This window comes from Lysobacter sp. K5869, from assembly GCF_018847975.1.
Taxonomy (GTDB): Bacteria; Pseudomonadota; Gammaproteobacteria; order Xanthomonadales; family Xanthomonadaceae; genus Lysobacter.
Genome location: NZ_CP072597.1, coordinates 4,097,045 through 4,116,194 on the forward strand (window position 1 = coordinate 4,097,045; position 19,150 = coordinate 4,116,194).

Annotated in this window: 2 protein-coding genes; both read right to left on the minus strand. The window is 71.5% G+C overall.

Translation table 11 applies throughout. The annotated features are described in order from the left end of the window. Entirely contained in the window at positions 1–15,927 is a 15,927-nt protein-coding gene (locus J5226_RS17330) for a non-ribosomal peptide synthetase (RefSeq protein WP_215835676.1), read from the minus strand. Next, a complete protein-coding gene (locus J5226_RS17335) occupies positions 15,920–19,126 on the minus strand; it encodes a non-ribosomal peptide synthetase (protein ID WP_215835677.1) in 3,207 nt (1,068 codons plus the stop codon). The genes J5226_RS17330 and J5226_RS17335 overlap by 8 nt, the downstream gene beginning before the upstream one ends. Between the last annotated feature and the right edge of the window lie 24 nt (positions 19,127–19,150).

The following is a 19,150-nucleotide window of genomic DNA, read 5'->3' on the forward strand; positions in this document are numbered from 1 at the left end:
TCACCACTCCATTTCGATTTGCGTTGAGTCCGCCGCGCTGCCGGCGAGATTGCCGCTGCGGATGCGCTGGTCGTCGACCAGCCGCGCCAGCGAGCGCAGGTCCGGGCTTTCGAACAGGCGCCGCAGCGGCAATTCGATGCCGAACTCGCGCTGGACTTCGTTGATGACGCGCATGGCCAGCAGCGAATGCCCGCCGAGCGCGAAGAAATCCGCGCTGGCGCTGACCCGTTCCAGGCCCAGGGCGTCGCCCCAGATCCGTTCGAGCCGGCATTCGGTCGGGCCTTGCGGCGGGTCGTACGCCTGTCCGGCGTCGGCGGCCGGCGGTTCGGGCAGGCGCTTGCGGTCGAGCTTGCCGTTGCGCGACAGCGGCAGCGCGTCCATCGCCACGTACGCGGCGGGCTGCATGTAAGCCGGCAAACGTTGCGTAGCGATCGCGCGCAGCGTGTTCAGGCCGGCTTCGCCGCCCTCCCCCGCGACCCAGGCCACCAAGCGCGCGGCGTCGCCTTCGCCGTGCACGTCGACCGCGATCTCGCGCACATGCGGACGCAGCGCGGCTTCGATCTCGCCGAGTTCGATGCGGTAACCGCGCAGCTTGATCTGGCCGTCCATGCGGCCGAGGAAGTCCAGCGCACCTTGCGCGTTCCAGCGCACTCGGTCGCCGCTGCGGTACATCCGCTCGCCTTGTACGAACGGATCGGGCAAGAAGCGCTCGTGGGTTTTTCCGGCGTCGTTGAGATAACCGCGCGCCACGCCGGCGCCGGCGATGTAAAGCTCGCCCGCTACGCCGCGCGGCAGCAGCTCGCCGGATTCGCCCAACACGTACAGCCGGGTATTGCTCATCGGCCGACCGATGGGCAAGGTGCCCTCGCCCGCCAGCAAGGCTTCGTCCAGCGGTTGCCACGCGCAGCCGACCACGGTTTCGGTCGGGCCGTAGTGGTTGACCAGCCGTGCGTTCGGGAACTTGCCGCGCAACTGGCGCGCCAGCGAAGCCGGGAACGCCTCGCCGCCGATGACGAACGCATGCGCTGGGTCGCGCGGTGCGGTGTCGGCCAGTTGCAGCAGGCCTTGCACGTGCGACGGCGTCAGGCGCAACAGCCATGCGCCGTCGTCGCTGTCCAAGCGCCGCGACAGCGCCGGCAGCTCTTCGCCCGGCGGCAGCAGTTCGACGCAGCCGCCTTGCAACAGCGGCACATAGAGCGACGGCACGGTCAGATCGAAGGCGTGCGAAGTCGCGACCAACGAACCCGACAGACTTGCCTCGTAATAGCTTTCCTGAGCGAACGCGCAGTAGTCGCTCAAGCCCGAGTGATACACCTCGACGCCCTTCGGCTCACCGGTCGAACCGGAGGTGTACAACACGTAAGCGATGTCGTCGCCGTCGATCTCGATCCGCGGCGGCTCGGACGAATGTTCGCTCAGCCAATTCGGATCGACGCCGGCGCCATCGAGATAAATCGCCTCCGCGCCGCACAACGCCGACGGCGCCGAAGCGCTTTCGACCAGCACGAAGCCGATCCCCGCATCGGCGACGATCTTCGCCAACCGCTCCGGCCCTTGCTTGAGATCCAGCGGTACATACGCCGCGCCGCTCTTGAGCACCGCCAGCAACGCCACCGGCAAGGCCAGCGTGCGTTCCAGGCACAGCCCGACCCGATCCCCTCGGCCGATACCGGCCGCGATCAACCGCCGCGCCAGCCGGTTGGACACGCGCTGCAATTCGGCGTGGCTCAGGCTGCGAGCTCCCGCGCGCACGGCCGGCTTGTCGGCATGCGCTTGCGCCGCCACGGCGATGGCGTCCGGCAAGCTGCGCTCGCGGCCCTCGGCGCGTTGCGCGCCGGCGCCCAAGGCCAGCAGCCGCGCGCGTTCGTCCTCGCCGATCAGCGCGTACTCGCTCAGACGCCGGCGCGGATCGGCGGCGATCTGCGCGAGCAGCGAACGCCACGCCTCGGCCATGCGCCGCACCCGCTCGCGGCCGAACAAGTCCGGCGGATACAGCCAATCCAGCTCCAGCCCGGCCGCGGTTTCCTCAGCGCCGATCTGCAGGTCGAACTTCGCCAGCGGCGCGTCGTGTTCCTGGACCAGGATCTCCAGCCCGGGCGCGCGCAATTGCGCGCGCTCGTTGTTGCGCATGTTGAACAGGATCTGGAACAGCGGCGCGTGCAGCAGGCTGCGGGCCGGATTGAGTTCCTCCACCAGCAAATCGAACGGCGCCTCGGCGTGGCCGTAGGCAGCCAGATCGGTTTCGCGCACGCGCGCCAGCGCGGTCTCGAAATCCGGATCGCCCGACAAGTCGGTGCGCAGCACCAGGGTGTTGACGAAGAAACCGATCATCGGCTCCAGGTCGACGTGGCCGCGGCCGGCCACCGGCGTGCCCAGAACCAGATCGGTGCCGGCGCCGAAGCCCGCCAGCAACGCTGCCAGCGATGCGTGCAGCAGCATGAACACGCTGGCGTCGTGGCGCGTTGCGAGCGCGCGCAAGGCCTGCAGCGCGTCCACGTCCAGGCGGGTGCGGTAGCGCTCGCCGCCGGACGCGGCGCCGGGCGTGCGCGGCGCGTCCAGGCTCAGGCCATGAGTCGGCGGCGCGCCGTCCAACTGCGCGCGCCAATAGTCCAGCTGCGGGCGCAGCGCCGGGCCGGACAGGCGTCCGCGCTGCCACGCGGCGTAGTCGGCGTACTGCAAGCGCAGCGGCGGCAGCGTTTCGCCGGCGTACAAGGCCATGCACTCGCGCACCAGCACCGCGTAGGACCAGCCGTCGAACGCGATGTGGTGGGTGGTCAGCCACAGCACGTGTTCGTCGTCGGCGAGCGCGGCCAGGCGCGCGCGCAGCATCCGGTCCGCGCCCAGGTCGAACGGCCGCGCCGCTTCCTCGGCGGCGATGGTCAGGCAATGGCCGTCGCGGCTGGCCGGGTCGAGCCCGCGCAGATCGTCGACGGCGAAGTCGATCCCGTCGGCGGCGCCGATGCGCTGCACCGGTTCGCCGCCGTCCTCGCCGTAGGTGGTGCGCAGCACTTCGTGGCGCGCGACCACCGCGCGCAATGCGGCGTGAAGGCGCTGCGAATCCAGCGGCCCGCGCAGGCGCAGCGAACCGCTCATGTGATAAGCGGCGCTGCCCTGCAAGCGGTCGATGAACCACAGCCGCTGCTGCGAATACGACATCGGCAAGCGGCCCTCGCGCGGCGCCGCCTGCAGCGGCATCGGCGCGGGTTCCGCCGCGCTCGCCGCCGCGGGTTCGTCCAGCCATGCCGCCACGGCGGCCAGACTCGCGCGCTCGAACACCACGCGCACCGGCAGTTCGCGCCCGAGCCGCGCCGCGACCGCGCTGGTCATGCGCATCGCCAGCAGCGAGTGGCCGCCGAGTTCGAAGAAGCGGTCGTCGCGGCCGACCCGCTCGACGCCGAGCAATTCGCGCCAGATCCGCGCCAGTTCGCGCTCGGTCGCGGTCGCCGGTTCGGCATAGCCGCGATTGACCGCGGCTTCGTCGCCGCTCGCCGGCAGCACGCCGCGGTCGATCTTGCCGTTGGCGGTCAGCGGCAAGCGCGGCAGGCGCACGTAAGCGGCCGGCAGCATGTGCGCCGGCAACCGCGCCGACAGCCCGTCGTGCCAGCGCGCGGTCGCGTCTTCGCCGTTGTCCTGCGTCGCCACGTAAGCGACCAGACGGCCCTCGCCGGCCGCGTCGCGGCGCAGCAGCACCGCGACGGCGTCGATCCCGGGCGCGAGCGCCAACGCGGCTTCGATCTCGCCCAGCTCGATGCGATGGCCGCGCAGCTTGATCTGATCGTCGTCACGGCCGAGGTATTCGAGATCGCCGTCGGCGCGCCAGCGGCCGATGTCGCCGGTGCGGTAGAAGCGCGCGCCGTCGAGTTCGACGAAGCGTTCGGCGGTCAGTTCGTCGCGGCCCAGGTAGCCGCGCGCCAGCCCCGCACCGCCGATATGGATCTGGCCGCGCACGCCCGGCGGCACCGGCGCGCCGTGCGCGTCGAGCACGCGCAAGCGCACGTTGCCGAGCGCGCGGCCGATGTGCGGCGCGTCGGCGGCGTCGATGCGCGCGCAGGTGCTGTCGACCGTGCATTCGGTCGGGCCGTAGACGTTGAGCGCCAGCGCCTGCAGTCCCGCCAGCGCCTGCCACAGCCGCGGCGCGATCGCTTCGCCGCCGACCAGCCACACCCGCGGCCCGCCGTCGGCGATATCGGGCAAGCCCTCGGCGAGCAGCGTTTCCAACTGCGCCGGCGTGGTGTCGCACAAGTCGATGCGCTCCTCGCGCAGGAACTCGCGCAAGGCGCGGGCGTCGCTGCGCACCGCCGCCGGTACCACCACCACGGTGCGTCCCGACAGCCATTGCACCAAGCCCTGCACCGAGGCGTCGAACGACACGCCGGCATTGAGGGTGACTCGCGCTCCGGGCGGGCAATGCGCGCCGAAGCGGTCCTCCAGCGCGCGCCACAGATTGACCACGCTCGCGTGTTCGACCATCGCGCCCTTGGGCTGGCCGGTCGAACCGGAGGTGTAGATGACATAAGCCAAATGCCGCGGTTCGAGTTGCGGCACGTGCGGATCGTCTTCGCCGACGTCTTCGCCGCCGATGGTCAGCACCGGGCACGCGGCTTCGATGCCGCCGCCCTCTTCGTCCACCAGCAAGGCCACCGGCCGGCAATCGGCCAGCATGTAGGCCTGGCGCGACACCGGATAGGCCGGATCGATCGGCACGTAAGCCGCGCCGCTCTTGAGAATGCCGAGCAGGCCGATCAACAGCGGCAAGCCGCGCTCGGCGCGCAACGCGACCCGGTCGTCGGGCCGCACGCCCAGCGCCAGCAAGCGGTGAGCGACGCGGTTGGCGGCGCGGTTGAGCTGGTCGTAGCTCAGGCTGCGGCCTTCGAAACTCAGCGCCGGCGCGTGCGGCGTGCGCCGTACTTGGGCCTCGAACAAAGCCGGCACGGTCTCGGCCGGTACCGGCGAGCACGGCGCCGGTTCGCTCCAATCGCGCAGCTGCGCCGCTTCGGCCTCGCTCAGCCACGGCAGCCGCGCGACCTCGGTGCGCGGATCGGCCGCCATCGCCGCGAGCAGGCGCTGCAGATGGCCGGCCCAACGCTGCACGGTGGCAGCGTCGAACAGATCGCTGGCGAATTCCAGCGCGCCTTCCAGCGCGCCGTCGCGTTCGTTGAGCGCCAGCGACAGATCGAACTGGGTGCTCGCGCGCGCTTGCTCCTGCGGTTGCAGGCGCAACCCCGGCAAGGTCAGCTCGCGCTCGCCCGGAGTGTTGTTGAAGGCGAGCATCGACTGGAACAGCGGGCTGTGGCCGAGGCTGCGCTGCGGCCGCACCCGTTCGACCACTTGTTCGAACGGCACGTCCTGATGCGCGTACGCGTCCAGCGCCACCTGCCGGGCCCGCGCCAGCAGCGCCGCCGGGTCGGGCGCGCCGCCCAACGGGACGCGCAACGCCAGGGTGTTGACGAAGAATCCGGCCAAGCCTTCGAGTTCGGCGCGCGGGCGGTTGGCGACCGGCGTGCCGATCACCACGTCGTCCTGCCCGCTCAGGCGCGACAGCAACGCCGCCCAGCCAGCCAGTACGGCCATGAACAAGGTGGCGCCGTGGGCCGAGGCCCAACCGCGCAAGGCTTCGACCAGTTCGGGCTCCAGGCGCAGCGGCACGCTGGCGCCGCGGTAGCTCTGCACCGGCGGACGCGGGCGGTCGCCGGGCAATTCCAGCAGCGCCGGCGCGCCGGACAGTTGCGTCGCCCAGTAATCGAGACGGCGCTGCCAGGCTTCGCCGCTGGCTCGCTCGCGCTGCCATACCGCGTAATCGGCGTACTGGATCGGCAGCGCCGGCAAGCGCGCCGCGCGGTTCTCGCGCGCGGCGGCGTAAAGTTCGGCGAATTCGCGCACCAGCACCGGGATCGACCAGCCGTCGGAGACGATGTGATGCTGAGTCAGCAGCAGCACATGGGTCTGCGGATCGAGTTCGAGCAGGCGGCCGCGCGCCGGCGGACCGGCGGCGAGATCGAACGGCGCGGCCGCTTCCTCTGCGGCTTGCGCGGCGACGGCGGCTTCGCGCTCATCCTCGTCCAGGCCGGACAGATCGATCCGGCTCAACGCGAACGCGGCCGGCGCATCGACGATCAGTTCGGGCTCGCCGTCGCGCGGCGCGAACCGCGTGCGCAGGCTTTCGTGGCGCGCCGCGAGCGCGTCGAGCGCGGCTTGCAGCGCGTCGCGGTCGAGTTCGCCGTGCAGGCGCAGCGCGGCGGGAATGTGATACGCCGCGCCGGCGGCGCTGTCGAGCTGGGCCAGGAACCACAGCCGGCTCTGCGCGAGCGACAGCGGCAAGGGCCGCGAGCGGTCGGCCGGCGCGATCGGCGCTTCGTCGCTCACGCCGGCCTCGCCCAGGTACGCCGCCAACGCACGCGGCGTGGGGCGCGCGAACAACTCGCGCAGCGGCACCTCGCGCCCGAACCGGGTGCGCAGCCGCGCGACCGCTTGCACCGCGGTCAGCGAGTGGCCGCCGAGGGCGAAGAAATCGTCGTCGCGCGCTACCTCGGCGATGCCGAGCAGTTCGCCCCACAGCTCGGCGACGCCTTGCTCCAGCGCGCCCTGCGGCGGTTCGCCGACAGCGCGGGCCGCGCCGCGTTCCGGGGACGGCAGGCGCTTGCGGTCGAGCTTGCCGTTGCGCGACAGCGGCAGCGCGTCCATCGCCACGTACGCGGCGGGCTGCATGTAAGCCGGCAAACGTTGCGTAGCGATCGCGCGCAGCGCATTCAGGCCGGCTTCGCCGCCCTCGCCCGCGACCCAGGCCACCAGACGCGCGGCGTCGCCTTCGCCGTGCACACCGACCGCGATTTCGCGCACGTGCGGGCGCAACGCCGCTTCGATCTCACCGAGTTCGATGCGGTAACCGCGCAGCTTGATCTGGCCGTCCATGCGGCCGAGGAAGTCCAGCGTGCCCTGCGCGTTCCAGCGCACGCGGTCGCCGCTGCGGTACATGCGTTCGCCTTGCGCGAACGGATCGGGCAAGAAGCGCTCGTGGGTTTTGCCGGCGTCGTTGAGGTAGCCGCGCGCCACGCCGGCGCCGGCGATGTAAAGCTCGCCCGCTACGCCGCGCGGCAGCAGTTCGCCGGATTCGCCGAGTACGTACAGCCGCGTATTGCTCATCGGCCGGCCAATGGGCAAGGTGCCCTCGCCCGCCAGCAGCGCCTCGTCCAGCGGCTGCCACGCGCAACCGACTACGGTTTCGGTCGGGCCGTAATGATTGATCAGCCGTGCGCTCGGGAACTTAGCGCGCAGCTGGCGTGCGAGCGACGCCGGGAAGGCTTCGCCGCCGATGACGAACGCATGCGCTGGGTCTCGCGGCGCGATGTCGGCCAGTTGCAGCAGGCCTTGCACGTGCGACGGCGTCAGGCGCAACAGCCATGCGCCGTCGTCGCTGTCCAAGCGCCGCGACAACGCCGGCAGCTCTTCGCCCGGCGGCAGCAGTTCTACGCAGCCGCCTTGCAACAGCGGCACGTACAGCGACGGCACCGTCAGATCGAAAGCATGCGAGGTCGCGACCAAGGAACCCCACAGCGCCGAGTCGTAGTAACCCTCTTGCGCGAACGCGCAGTAGTCGCTCAAACCCGAGTGATAGACCTCGACGCCCTTCGGCTCGCCGGTCGAACCGGAGGTATACAACACGTAAGCGATGTCGTCGCCGGCGATCTCGACCGGCGGCGGTTCGGACGGATACTCGCTCAGCCACTCCGGATCGACGCCAGCGCCATCGAGGTAGATCGCGTCCACGCCGCCCAGCGCCGACGGCGCCGAAGCGCTTTCCACCAGCACGAAACCGATCCCCGCGTCGGCGACGATCTTCGCCAACCGCTCCGGCCCTTGCTTGAGATCCAGCGGCACGTAAGCCGCCCCGCTCTTGAGCACGGCTAGCAACGCCACCGGCAAAGCGAGCGTGCGCTCAAGGCACAGCCCGATCCGGTCGCCGCGCCCCACGCCCTGCTCGCCCAGCGCATGCGCCAAGCGATTGGCGTGCGCGGCCAGCGTCGCGTAGTCGGTGTCGACGCCGCTCGCGGTTTCGCGCAGCGCGACCGCGTGCGGCGTGCGCTCGGCCTGCGCCTGGAACATCTCGCCGAGATCCGCATTCGCGTCCCGCGCCGAATCCGCGCCGCGGCCCAGCGCCAACAGCGCGGCGCGTTCGTCCTCGGCCAGAGGCGATAGCGCATCGACCGCGGCGTCGCCGCCAGCGACCATCGCTTCGGCCAAACATTCGGCCATCCGCGCCAGATGCGCGGCCAAGGCCGGACCGTCGATGCCCTCGGTACTCAGCGAAGTCAGCCCGAAACCCACGCCGTAATCGTCCACCGACACTGTCAGCGGATAGTTGTTGCGCACCTCGCCGCCGGCGAAGCGCACGCCTTCGCCGATCGGCTGAGCGTCGGATTGCGCCAGATCCTCGCCGTGCTGGCGATAGTTCAGCAGCAAGGTGAACAACGGCGCGCCCGCGGCCACGCCGCTGCAACGCTGCGCCACCGCCAGCGACGCGTGCTCGTGAGCGAGCAGTTCGCCCAAGCGCGCACGGGTCTGCTCGACCGCGGCGGCGGCGCTGAGTCCGGCCAGATCCAGCCGCAGCGGCAAGGTGTTGATGAACAAACCGACGGTACGGCCGGCCTGGGCCATGCCTTGCAAGCGGCCGGTCAGGACGGTGCCGAACACCACGTCGCTGCGCCCGACATGCAGCGCCAGCACCCGCGCCCATGCGGCGTGGAACAGCACCGACGGCGCGGTGCTCGCCTGCGCGGCGGCGCGGCGGATCAGGGCCGAGGCGGATTCGCTCAGGCGCATCGACCACTGGCGGGTGGCGGCGCCGTCGTGGCGCACGTCGAGCACGCCGCCGATCGCGGTGGTGTCCTCGACCGAGCCGAGGCGTTCGCGGAAATAGCGCTCGTGCACGCTGGCCGGAACCGAGCGGCTGCGCGCGATGAAGTCGCGGTACGGCGCCGGCGGCGGCAGCGCCGGCGCGCCGGGCTCCAGCAACTCGCGCACTTCGCCGAGGATCACGCCCATCGCGACCGCGTCGTAGACCGCGTGATGCCACAGCACGGTCAGCGTCCACTCGCCGCGTTCGGGCGCGGCGTCGCGCCACAGCTGCAGCAGCGGCGCGCGGCGCAGATCCATGCGCACCGGACCGGGCACGCCGTCGATCAAGGGCAGCGCGACCTCGCGCTGCACCACTTGCACCGGTTGCTCCAGTTCTTCCCAGAACAGCGCGGTGCGCAGCACATCGTGGCGCGCCACCACCTGTTCCAACGCGGCGACGAAACGCCGCAAACGCTCCGGGTCGTCGAAAGTCAGCCCGACCCGCATGACGTACGGATCGGCCTCGTCCTCGCCGTGCAGCAGGTGGTGGAACAAGATGCCTTCTTGCAACGGCCCGAGCGGATAGATGTCCTGGACGTTGGCCGCGCCGCCGGGCACCGCCGCGACGATGCGGTCGATCTGCGCCTGCGACAGCGCCGCCAGCGGCAGCAGTTCGGGCGTGATCGCCGTGGCGCCGGCGACGATGAGGTTCGGCGGCACCTCGCGCGCGGTGCCGTGCGAGACCTGCGCGGCCAGATCGGCCAGCACCGGCGAGACGAACAGCGCGCGCACCGGCAAGTCGATGCCTTCGGCGGCGAGCCGCTCGATCATGCCGATGGCCAGCAGCGAATGGCCGCCGAGCTCGAAGAAGTTGTCGCGCCGGCCGACCCGTTCCAGCCCGAACAGTGCGGCCCAGGCGCGGGCGATGGCGGTTTCGACCGCGCCGAGCGGAGCTTCGTAATCGCGGCCGTCCAGATCGCCCGGCGCCGGCGCCGGCAGCGCCTTGCGGTCGATCTTGCCGTTGGCGGTCAGCGGCAGCGCGTCGAGCGCGACGAACGCCGCCGGCAGCATGTAATCGGGCAGCTTGGCGGCGAGCGCCTGGCGCCATTGCTGGGCGTCGCCTTCCGCGCCGGCCAGATACGCCACCAGACGGCGGCCCGCGCCTTCGTCCTCGCGCACCACCACCACCGCTTCGCGCGTGCCGGGCAACTGCTGCACCGCGGCCTCCACCTCGCCGAGTTCGATGCGGAATCCGCGCAGCTTGATCTGGCCGTCGTTGCGGCCGACGAACTCGATGCGGCCGTCGCTGCGCCAGCGGCCGAGATCGCCGCTGCGGTAGAGACGCTCGCCGTCGCCGAGCGGATCGGCGACGAATTTTTCGGCGGTCAGCTCGGGCCGGTTCAAGTAGCCGCGCGCGACGCCGGCGCCGCCGATCCGGATCTCGCCGATCACGCCGACCGGCGCCGGCAAGCCGTGATCGTCCACGATGCGGATCGTGGTGTTGCCGATGGGACGGCCGATCGGGATCGAGCGGCCGTTGACGTCGTCCGCCACGATTTCGTGGGTCGCGGCGAAAGTGGTGGTTTCGGTCGGACCGTAGCCGTTGATCAGGCGCCGCGGACGGTTCTCGCGCGCCAGCAACCGGGCGACGGTGCGCACGTCGAGCGCATCGCCGCCGATCAGCAGCTGATCGAGCTGGCCGAACGCCTCTTCCAACTCGTCGACATAGGCATTGAACAAACCGACGGTGAGCCACATCGCGGTGACGCCGGCCCGCTGGATCGACGCGGACAGCGCTTTGGGATCGAGCACCGTCTCCGGTTCGATCACCGCCACGCAGGCGCCGTTGAGCAACGCGCCCCACAGTTCCCAGGTCGAAGCGTCGAACGCGGGATTCGCGCAGTGCGCGACCACGTCGTGGTCGCCCAGCGGCGCGAAGCCGGCGTTGATCGCCAAGCGCAGCACCGCGCGGTTCTCGACCATCACGCCCTTCGGCGTGCCGGTGGAACCCGAGGTGTACATGACGTAAGCCAGATCGCAGGCGGCGGCGTCGAACTCCGGCGCCGCGTCCGACTGCTGCGACCACGCCCGCCAAGACAAGGGCAGCGCGTCGGCGACATCGCCGTCGGCCAGCACGGCGCGCGCGCCGCTGTCGGCGATCAACTCGGCCAAACGCTCCGCGGGCTGCTCCGGATCCAGCGGCACGTACGCCGCGCCGGCCTTGAGCACGCCCAGCGTCGCCACGACCAGATCGACGCTGCGCCGGCCGAGCAGCACCACCCGGTCCTCGCGTCCGATGCCGTGCGCGCGCAAGCCGTTGGCGATGCGGTTCGCGCGCCGGTCCAGCTCGGCGTAGGCGACTTCCTCCGTCGCGCTCCACAGCGCCGGCGCGTCGCCGCGCCGGGCCGCGCACGCGGCGAATTCGCGCGCGATGGTCGAATCGCCCGGATAATCGCGCGCGGTATCGTTGAAGCCGCGCGTCACCTGCTCCGATTCCTGCGCCGACAGCAGCGGCAAGGCCGCCACCGGACGCGCGCCGCTGTCGGGCAGCGCGGCCAGCAACCGCAGCCAATGCGACAACCAGCGGCGCAGCGTCGCCTCGTCGAACAAGTCGGTGGCGAACTCGAGCGTGCCGCATACCGAATCGCCGTCCTCGACCAGCAGCAGCGACAGATCGAACTGGCTGCTGGCGCGCGCGTGCCGATACGGCCGCACCCGCAATCCCGGCAGCGACAGCGCGCGACCGTGCGGCGTATTGTCCAGCGCCAACACGCTCTGGAACACCGGGCTGTGATCCAGCCCGCGCTCGGGATGCAAGCGTTCGACCACTTGATCGAACGGCACCTGCTGATGCGCGTAAGCCTCCAGCGCGGCGCTCTTGGCCCGCTGCAGCAGCGCCGCGGCGTCGGGCTCCGCGTCCAGCGACAGGCGCAGCGCCAGCGTGTTGACGAAGAAACCGGACAGGCTTTCCAACTCGGGCAGGGAGCGATTGGCGACCGGCGTTGCGATCACCACCTCGTCCTGCCCGCTCAGACGCGACAGCAGCGCCGACCAGCCGGCGAGCAAGGCCATGAACAGGCTCGCGCCGTTGCGCGCGGCCCAGCCGCGCAAGGCTTCGACCAAGGCCGGCTCGAGTTCGACCGGCACGCTGGCGCCGCGGTAGCTCTGCGCGGCCGGGCGCGGCCGGTCGCCGGGCAGATCCAGCAGCGCCGGCGCGCCGGCCAGCCGCTGCTCCCAATAATCGAGTTCGCGCCGCCACGCGTCGCCGCCGAGCTGCGCGCATTGCCAGGCGGCGTAGTCGGCGTACTGGATCGACAGCGGCGCCCACTGCGGCGCGCGGCCTTCGCGAGCCGCCGCATACGACTCGCTGAGTTCGCGCAGCAACACGCCTACCGACCAGCCGTCGGACACGATGTGGTGCTGAGTCAGCAGCAGCGCATGCCGGTCTTCGCCGAGCCACACCAGCCGGCCGCGCGCGAGCGGGCCGGCGGCCAGATCGAAGGGCGCGGACGCTTCTTCGTCCGCCTGCGCCGCCAACGCGGCCTCGCGTTCGCCTTCGGGCACGCCGGACAGATCGATCTGCGCCAGCGCGAAACCCGCGCCGGGCGCGTCGACGATCTGCACCGGCTCGCCGTCGCGCAGCGCGATGCGGGTGCGCAGGCTCTCGTGTCGATCCGACAACGCGTCCAGCGCGGTTTGCAGCGCGGCGACGTCCAGCGCGCCGTCGAGCCGCAACGCGGCGGGAATATGGTAGGCCGCGTCGGCGGCGTCGCCGAGCTGCGACAAGAACCACAACCGCCGCTGAGCCGGCGCCAGCGGCAAGGCGCCGGTGCGCGCGACCGGTTCGATCGCGACCTGCGCGGCGACGGCGGGCTGCGCCGACAACCAGTGAGCCAGCGCGGCGATGTTCGGATGCGCGAACACGGCGGCGACCGGAACCTGCTTGCGCAATTCGGAGGCGACGCGCGCGGCCAAGCGCGCGGCCAGCAGCGAGTGGCCGCCGAGCTCGAAGAAATCGTCGTGGACGCCGATGCGTTCGATCCGCAACAGTTCCGACCAGATCGCGGCCAGCGCGGTTTCGGCTGCGTCGCGCGGGGCGACGTAGTCCCGTACGGCGAGCGCCGAATCGTCCGGCGCAGGCAGCGCTTTGCGGTCGATCTTTCCGTTGACGGTCAGCGGCAACGCGTCGAGCGCGACGAACCCCGCGGGAATCATGTAATCGGGCAGTTTGGCGGCAAGCGTTCGGCGCCATTGCCCGGCGTCGCCTTCGCTGCCGACCAGATACGCGATCACACGGCGGCCCAAGGTCTCGTCTTCGCGCACCACCGCGACCGCTTCGCGCGTGCCGGGCAGTTGCTGCAACGCCGCTTCGATCTCGCCGAGTTCGATGCGGAAGCCGCGCAACTTGATCTGGCCGTCGTTGCGGCCCATGAATTCGATGCTTCCGTCGTTGCGCCAGCGACCGAGGTCGCCGCTGCGGTAGAAGCGTTCGTCGCCGCCGAGCGGATCGGCGACGAACTTCTCCGCGCTCAGCTCCGGACGGTCCAAGTAACCGCGGGCGACGCCCGCGCCGCCGATGAACAGCTCGCCGACGACGCCGACCGGAACCGGCTGGCCCTGCGCGTCGACGATGCGGATCGTGGTGTTGCCGATGGGCCGACCGATGGGAATCGAACGCCCGCTCAGATCGTCCGCGACGATGTCGTGGGTCGCGGCGAAGGTGGTGGTTTCGGTCGGGCCGTAACCGTTGATGAGACGGCGCGGACGGTGCTCGCGCGACAGCAGCTTGGCGACGGTGCGTACATCGAGCGCGTCGCCGCCGATCAGCAGTTGATCGAGTCGGCCGAACGCGTCTTCCAACTCGTCGACGTACGCATTGAACAGGCCGACGGTCAGCCACATCGCCGTGACGCCGGCCTGCTTGATCGACGCGGACAGCGCCTTGGGATCGAGCACCGTCGGCGCATCGATCACCGCCACGCACGCGCCATTGAGCAGCGCGCCCCACAGTTCCCAGGTCGAAGCGTCGAACGCGGGATTCGCGCAATGCGCGACCACATCGCCATCGCCCAGCGGCGCGAAGCCGCCGTTGACGGCCAGACGCAATACCGCGCTGTTCTCGACCATCACCCCCTTCGGCGTGCCGGTCGAGCCGGAGGTATACATGACGTAAGCCAGATCGCCGGCGGCGCCGTCGACGTCCGGCGCGACATCCGCATGCTCCGACCACGCCCGCCAAGACAACGGCAGCGCTCCGGCGAAGCCTTCGTCGGCCAAGACCACCCGCGCGCCGCTGTCGGCGATCAGTTCCGCCAGACGCTCCGCCGGTTGCTCCGGGTCCAGCGGCACGTACGCCGCCCCGGCCTTGAGCACGCCCAAGCTCGCAACGACCAGATCGGCGCTGCGCCGCCCGAGCAACGCCACTCGATCCTCGCGCCCGATTCCGCGCTCGCGCAGCCCGTTGGCGATGCGGTTCGCGCGCCGATCCAACTCGGCGTAACCGACTTCCTCGCCAGCGCTCCACAACGCCGCCGCATCGCCGCGCCGCGCCGCGCACGCTGCGAACTCGCGGGCGATCGTGGAATCGGCCGGATACGCCCGCGCGGTATCGTTGAACGTCTCCACCACCCGCGCGCGTTCCTCCGCCGACAGCAACGGCAGTTCCGCCAGCGCTCGCCCATCGTCTTGCGGCAGCGCTTCCAGCAAAGTGGAGAAGCACCCGAGCCAACGCCGCACGGTGGCTTCGTCGAACAGATCGCTCGCGTATTCCAGGCTGCCGCGCACCTCGCGCCCGTCGTCGCTCAAGGTCAGCGACAGGTCGAATTGCGTGGTAAGCCGCGTCTGCGCCAGCGGTTCCAGCCGCACGCCCGGCAACGACAGGCCGCGCTCGCCGGGAACGTTGTCCAGCGCCAGCAGGCATTGGAACACCGGGCTATGGGCGAGACTGCGCTGCGGCCGCACCCGTTCGACGACCTGCTCGAACGGCGCCTGCGGATGCGCGTAGGCGCCCAGCGCGGCGCGCTTGGCGCGCTCCAGCAGTTCGGCCGCGGTCGGTGCGCCGTCCAGTGCGATGCGCAACGCCAAGGTGTTGACGAAGAATCCGCTGACGCCTTCCAGCTCGGCGCGCGAACGGTTGGCGACCGGCGTGCCGATCACCACCTCGTCCTGTCCGCTCAAGCGCGACAGCAAGGCCGACCAGCCCGCCAACAGCGCCATGAACACGCTGGCGCCATGGCCGGACGCCCATTGGCGCAGGCGTTCGATCAGTGCTGGATCGAAGCCGACCTCGATGCTGGCGCCGCGATGGCTCTGCACCGCCGGGCGCGGGCGATCGGCCGGCAGTTCCAGCAGCGCCGGCGCGCCGGACAAGCGTTCGGCCCAGTAATCGAGTTCGCGTTGCCACGCGTCGCCGCCGGCTTGCGCGCATTGCCAAGCCGCGTAGTCGGCGTACTGGATCGGCAGCGGCGCCAGCCGCGCCTCTCGGCGCTCGCGCGCGGCGGCGTACAACTCGCCCAGCTCGCGCACCAGCACGCCTACCGACCAGCCGTCGGAAATCAGATGGTGCTGGGTCAGCAGCAACACATGCCGGCGTTCGCCGAGCCTGAGCAAACGGCCGCGCGCCAGCGGGCCGGCGGCGAGATCGAACGGCGCGGCGGCTTCCGCGTCGGCCTGCGCGCTCGCGGCGGCGTCGCGTTCGGCGTCGTCCAGGCCGCTGAGGTCGATCTTGGCCAGCGCGAAGCCCGCGCCGGGCGCGTCCACGATCTGAACCGGTTCGCCGTCTTCGGCCGCGAAGCGCGTGCGCAGGCTTTCGTGCCGCGCGGCCAACGCATCCAGCGCGGCCTGCAGGGCGTCGGCGTCGAGTTCGCCGTCCAGGCGCAGCGCGGTCGGCATGTGGTACGCCGCCGCGGCCGCGCCGCCGAGTTGGGCCAGAAACCACAGCCGGCGCTGGGCCGGCGCCAACGGCAACGGCCGGCCGTCGCGCGCGAGCGGCGCGATGGGCTCGTGCTGCGCCGCCTCGGCCTGCGCCGCGCGGCGCTTGCGGTTGAGCAGGATCGATTCGATCAGGCGCTGGCGTTGGTCGGCGGATTCAGTCATCGACCGCTTCCTTGCTCAGAAGGTCCAACAATTCGGCTTCGCTGAGCCCGGCCAGTTCGTCGCGCATGGCCTGCATGTCGGCCGCGTCCAGCGCCGCCGCCTGCGCCGCGGCGATGCGCGCGGCCGCCCGATGCAGCACCGGCGCGTCGAACAATTCGGCCAGCGGCAAGTCCACGGCGAAGGCCGCGCGCAGGCGCGGCGGCAGTTGCATCGCCAACAGCGAGTGGCCGCCGAGTTCGAAGAAGTTGTCGTCGCGGCCGATCCGCGGCGTACCGAGCAGTTCGCTCCACAGCGCGGCCAGACCGATTTCGATCTCGCCGCGCGGCGCGCGGTACTCGCGCGCGCTGTCGAACGCGGGTGCCGGCAGCGCGGCGCGGTCGAGCTTGCCGTTGGGCGTGAGCGGCAGCGCGTCGAGCCGCACGAACGCGGCCGGCACCATGTGCGCCGGCAGTTGGGCGGCCAGCGCTTCGCGCAAGGTATCGACGGCGAACGCGGCATCGGCGCGCGTCACCAAGTAAGCCACCAGCCGGCGCTGCTCGGCGTCCTCGCCGTGGGCGATCACCGCCGCCGCGGCGACGCCGTCGATGCGGCCGAGCGCGGCCTCGATTTCGCCCGGCTCGATGCGGAAGCCGCGGATCTTGACCTGATGGTCGCTGCGGCCGAGATAAACGATGTCGCCTGCGCTGGTCCAGCGACCGAGATCGCCGGTGCGGTAGCAGCGGCCGCCGGCGCGGAACGGATCGGCGCCGAAACGCTCGGCGGTGAGGTCGTCGCGGCCCAAATAGCCGCGCGCCACGCCGGCGCCGCCGATGCAGATTTCGCCGGCGATGCCGATCGGCGCGGGCTGGCCGGCGCGGTCGAGGATGTAGACGCGGGTGTTGTCGATCGGTCGGCCGATATGCGCGGGGAACGCTTGTCCGCGCTCGATCCGCACGCCGGTCGAATACGTGGTGGTTTCGGTCGGGCCGTACAGGTTGTGCACCGCCTGCGCGGCGGTCTGGGCGAACACGCGCTCCACCAACGCCGCGCGCAGCGGTTCGCCGGCGAGGTTGATGCGGCGCGCGGCGGCGGGCACGGCCTGCGCCTGCAGCAGCGCCGACATCGCCGAGGGCACGGTGTTGATGAGTTCCACCGGCCCGCTCGGCGGATCGAGTGCGTCGCGCACGATCTCCACGGTGCCGCCCGCGGCCAAGGTGGCGAAGATCTCGTAGACGGCGAGGTCGAAGCTGATCGAGGTCGCGAACAAGGTGCGCGCCAACCCGTCGGCGCCGGCGTCGCGCAAGGCCCAGGCGACGAAGTTGCTGGCGTTGCCGTGCTCGATCATCACGCCCTTGGGCTGACCGGTCGAGCCGGAGGTGTAGATGACATAGGCCAGCGAATCGGCGGACAGCGCCAACGGCGGCAACGCCGGTTCGTGCTCCAGCGTGGCATCGTCGATGTCGAGCCAGACCGCGCCGTCGGCCGGCAAGGTCGCGGCCAGCGCGGCGGTGGCGATGCGCGCGCGCGCGCCGCAGTCGCGCAGCACCGCGGCGAGGCGCTCACGCGGATAGGCCGGATCCAGCGGCACGTAGGCGGCGCCGGCCTTGAGCGCGCCGAGCGCGGCCGCGACCAAGCCCGCGCCGCGCGGCAAATGCAGCGCGACCCGGTCCTGCGGCGCCACGCCGAGCCGGCGCAGGCGCGCGGCGATCGCGTCGGAACGGCGGTCGAGTTCGGCGTACTGGATTTCGGCGCCGCGCTCGCGCAGCGCCACCGCCCGCGGGCGCTCGCGCGCGCTGCGCACGAACCACTCGTGCAGCAAGCTCGGCCCGGTTTGGGCGACGTCGGTGGCGTTGAAGCCCTCGATCACCCGTTCGCGCTCGCCGGCGCTGAGCAGCGGCAGCGCGCGCACGGGCGTGCGCGCGTCGGCCAGCATCGCCCGCAGCACGGTCTCGAAGTTGGCGGTCAGCCGGGCCGCGGCGGCGGCGTCCAGGCGGGTCTCGTCGTGGACGAAATCGCAACGCAGGCCCTGCTCGAACTCGATTGCGTGCAAGGCCAGCGGTTGCCGGTCGAGCGCGACGCGCTGCTGGATCGGGAACGCGCTCAGACCGATGCGGCCCCAATGCGCCAGCACCCGCCCTTCGCTGGCGGGGTTCCACAATTCGGCCAGCGGGCCGGCTTCGCGCGCGTTCTGGAACACCACGCTGGCCTGGAACGGCGCGCGCTCGAAACCGAGACGGCGGATCAGCGCCGAGATCGGATAGTCCTGGTGGCGCAGGCCGCGGCGCAGCGCGGCGCGCGCTTGCTCCAACGCATCGGCGACCGTGGTTTCGGCGCCGAAATCGGCGCGCAAGGACAGCACGTTGACGAAGTCGCCGGCGAGGCCGCGCCACGCCGCGCGGCCGCGGCACGGCACGGGCGCACCAACCACCACCGCATCGTGGCCGCCGTAGCGGTGCAACAGAATCTGCAGCGCCGCCAGCAGCACGCAGAACACGCTGCCGCGGCTGCGCGACGCCAGCTCGCGCACTTGCGCGGTGGTCGCCGCGTCCAGCACGAAGGTGTGGGCGCGCTGGCCGGGCGGTTCGTCGCCGTGTGCGGCCGCGGCTTCGAGCGCGGGCCATTCCTGCAACGCGGGCTCGGCCGGCAGCGCGTCGCGCCAGTACTCGAACTGGCGTTCGCCGGACTCGCCGGCAAGCCATTGCTGCTGCCACGACACGTAGTCGCGGTAGTCGCCGGCCGGCGGTTGCGGCGCGCGCCCGTCGAGCTCGGCGGCGAGTTCGTCGAGCAGGCGCCAATAGGCCCAGCCGTCGCAGATCAAATGATCCAGCGCCAGCAGCAACACCGCGCTGCCGTCGCCGCGCGAGTAGAGATGCGCGCGCAGCAGCGGCTCGTCGTCGCCGAAGGCGCGGCACGCATCGGCGCCGACGCGCTGGCGCAGCGCCGGCGCGTCCAAGGATTCCGCCGGGATCGTCCGCAGCGTTCCGCGCCACGCCGGCAAAACGCATTGTTCGAGCCGGCCGTCGTCGCTCTGGCGGATGCGCGCGCGCAGCATCGGATGCCGCGCCACGACCGCGTCGAACGCCGCCGCCAGCGCTTCATCGTCGCGCCCGCCGTCGAGCGCGGCGACGAAAACATTGTTGTGGTCGCCGCGCGCGGCCGGCGTCAGCCGGTATTGGAACCAGCGCGCCTGCTGCCCCTGCGAAAGAGGAAACCACTGCATACCTCCCGTCCCCGCTTCCACTTG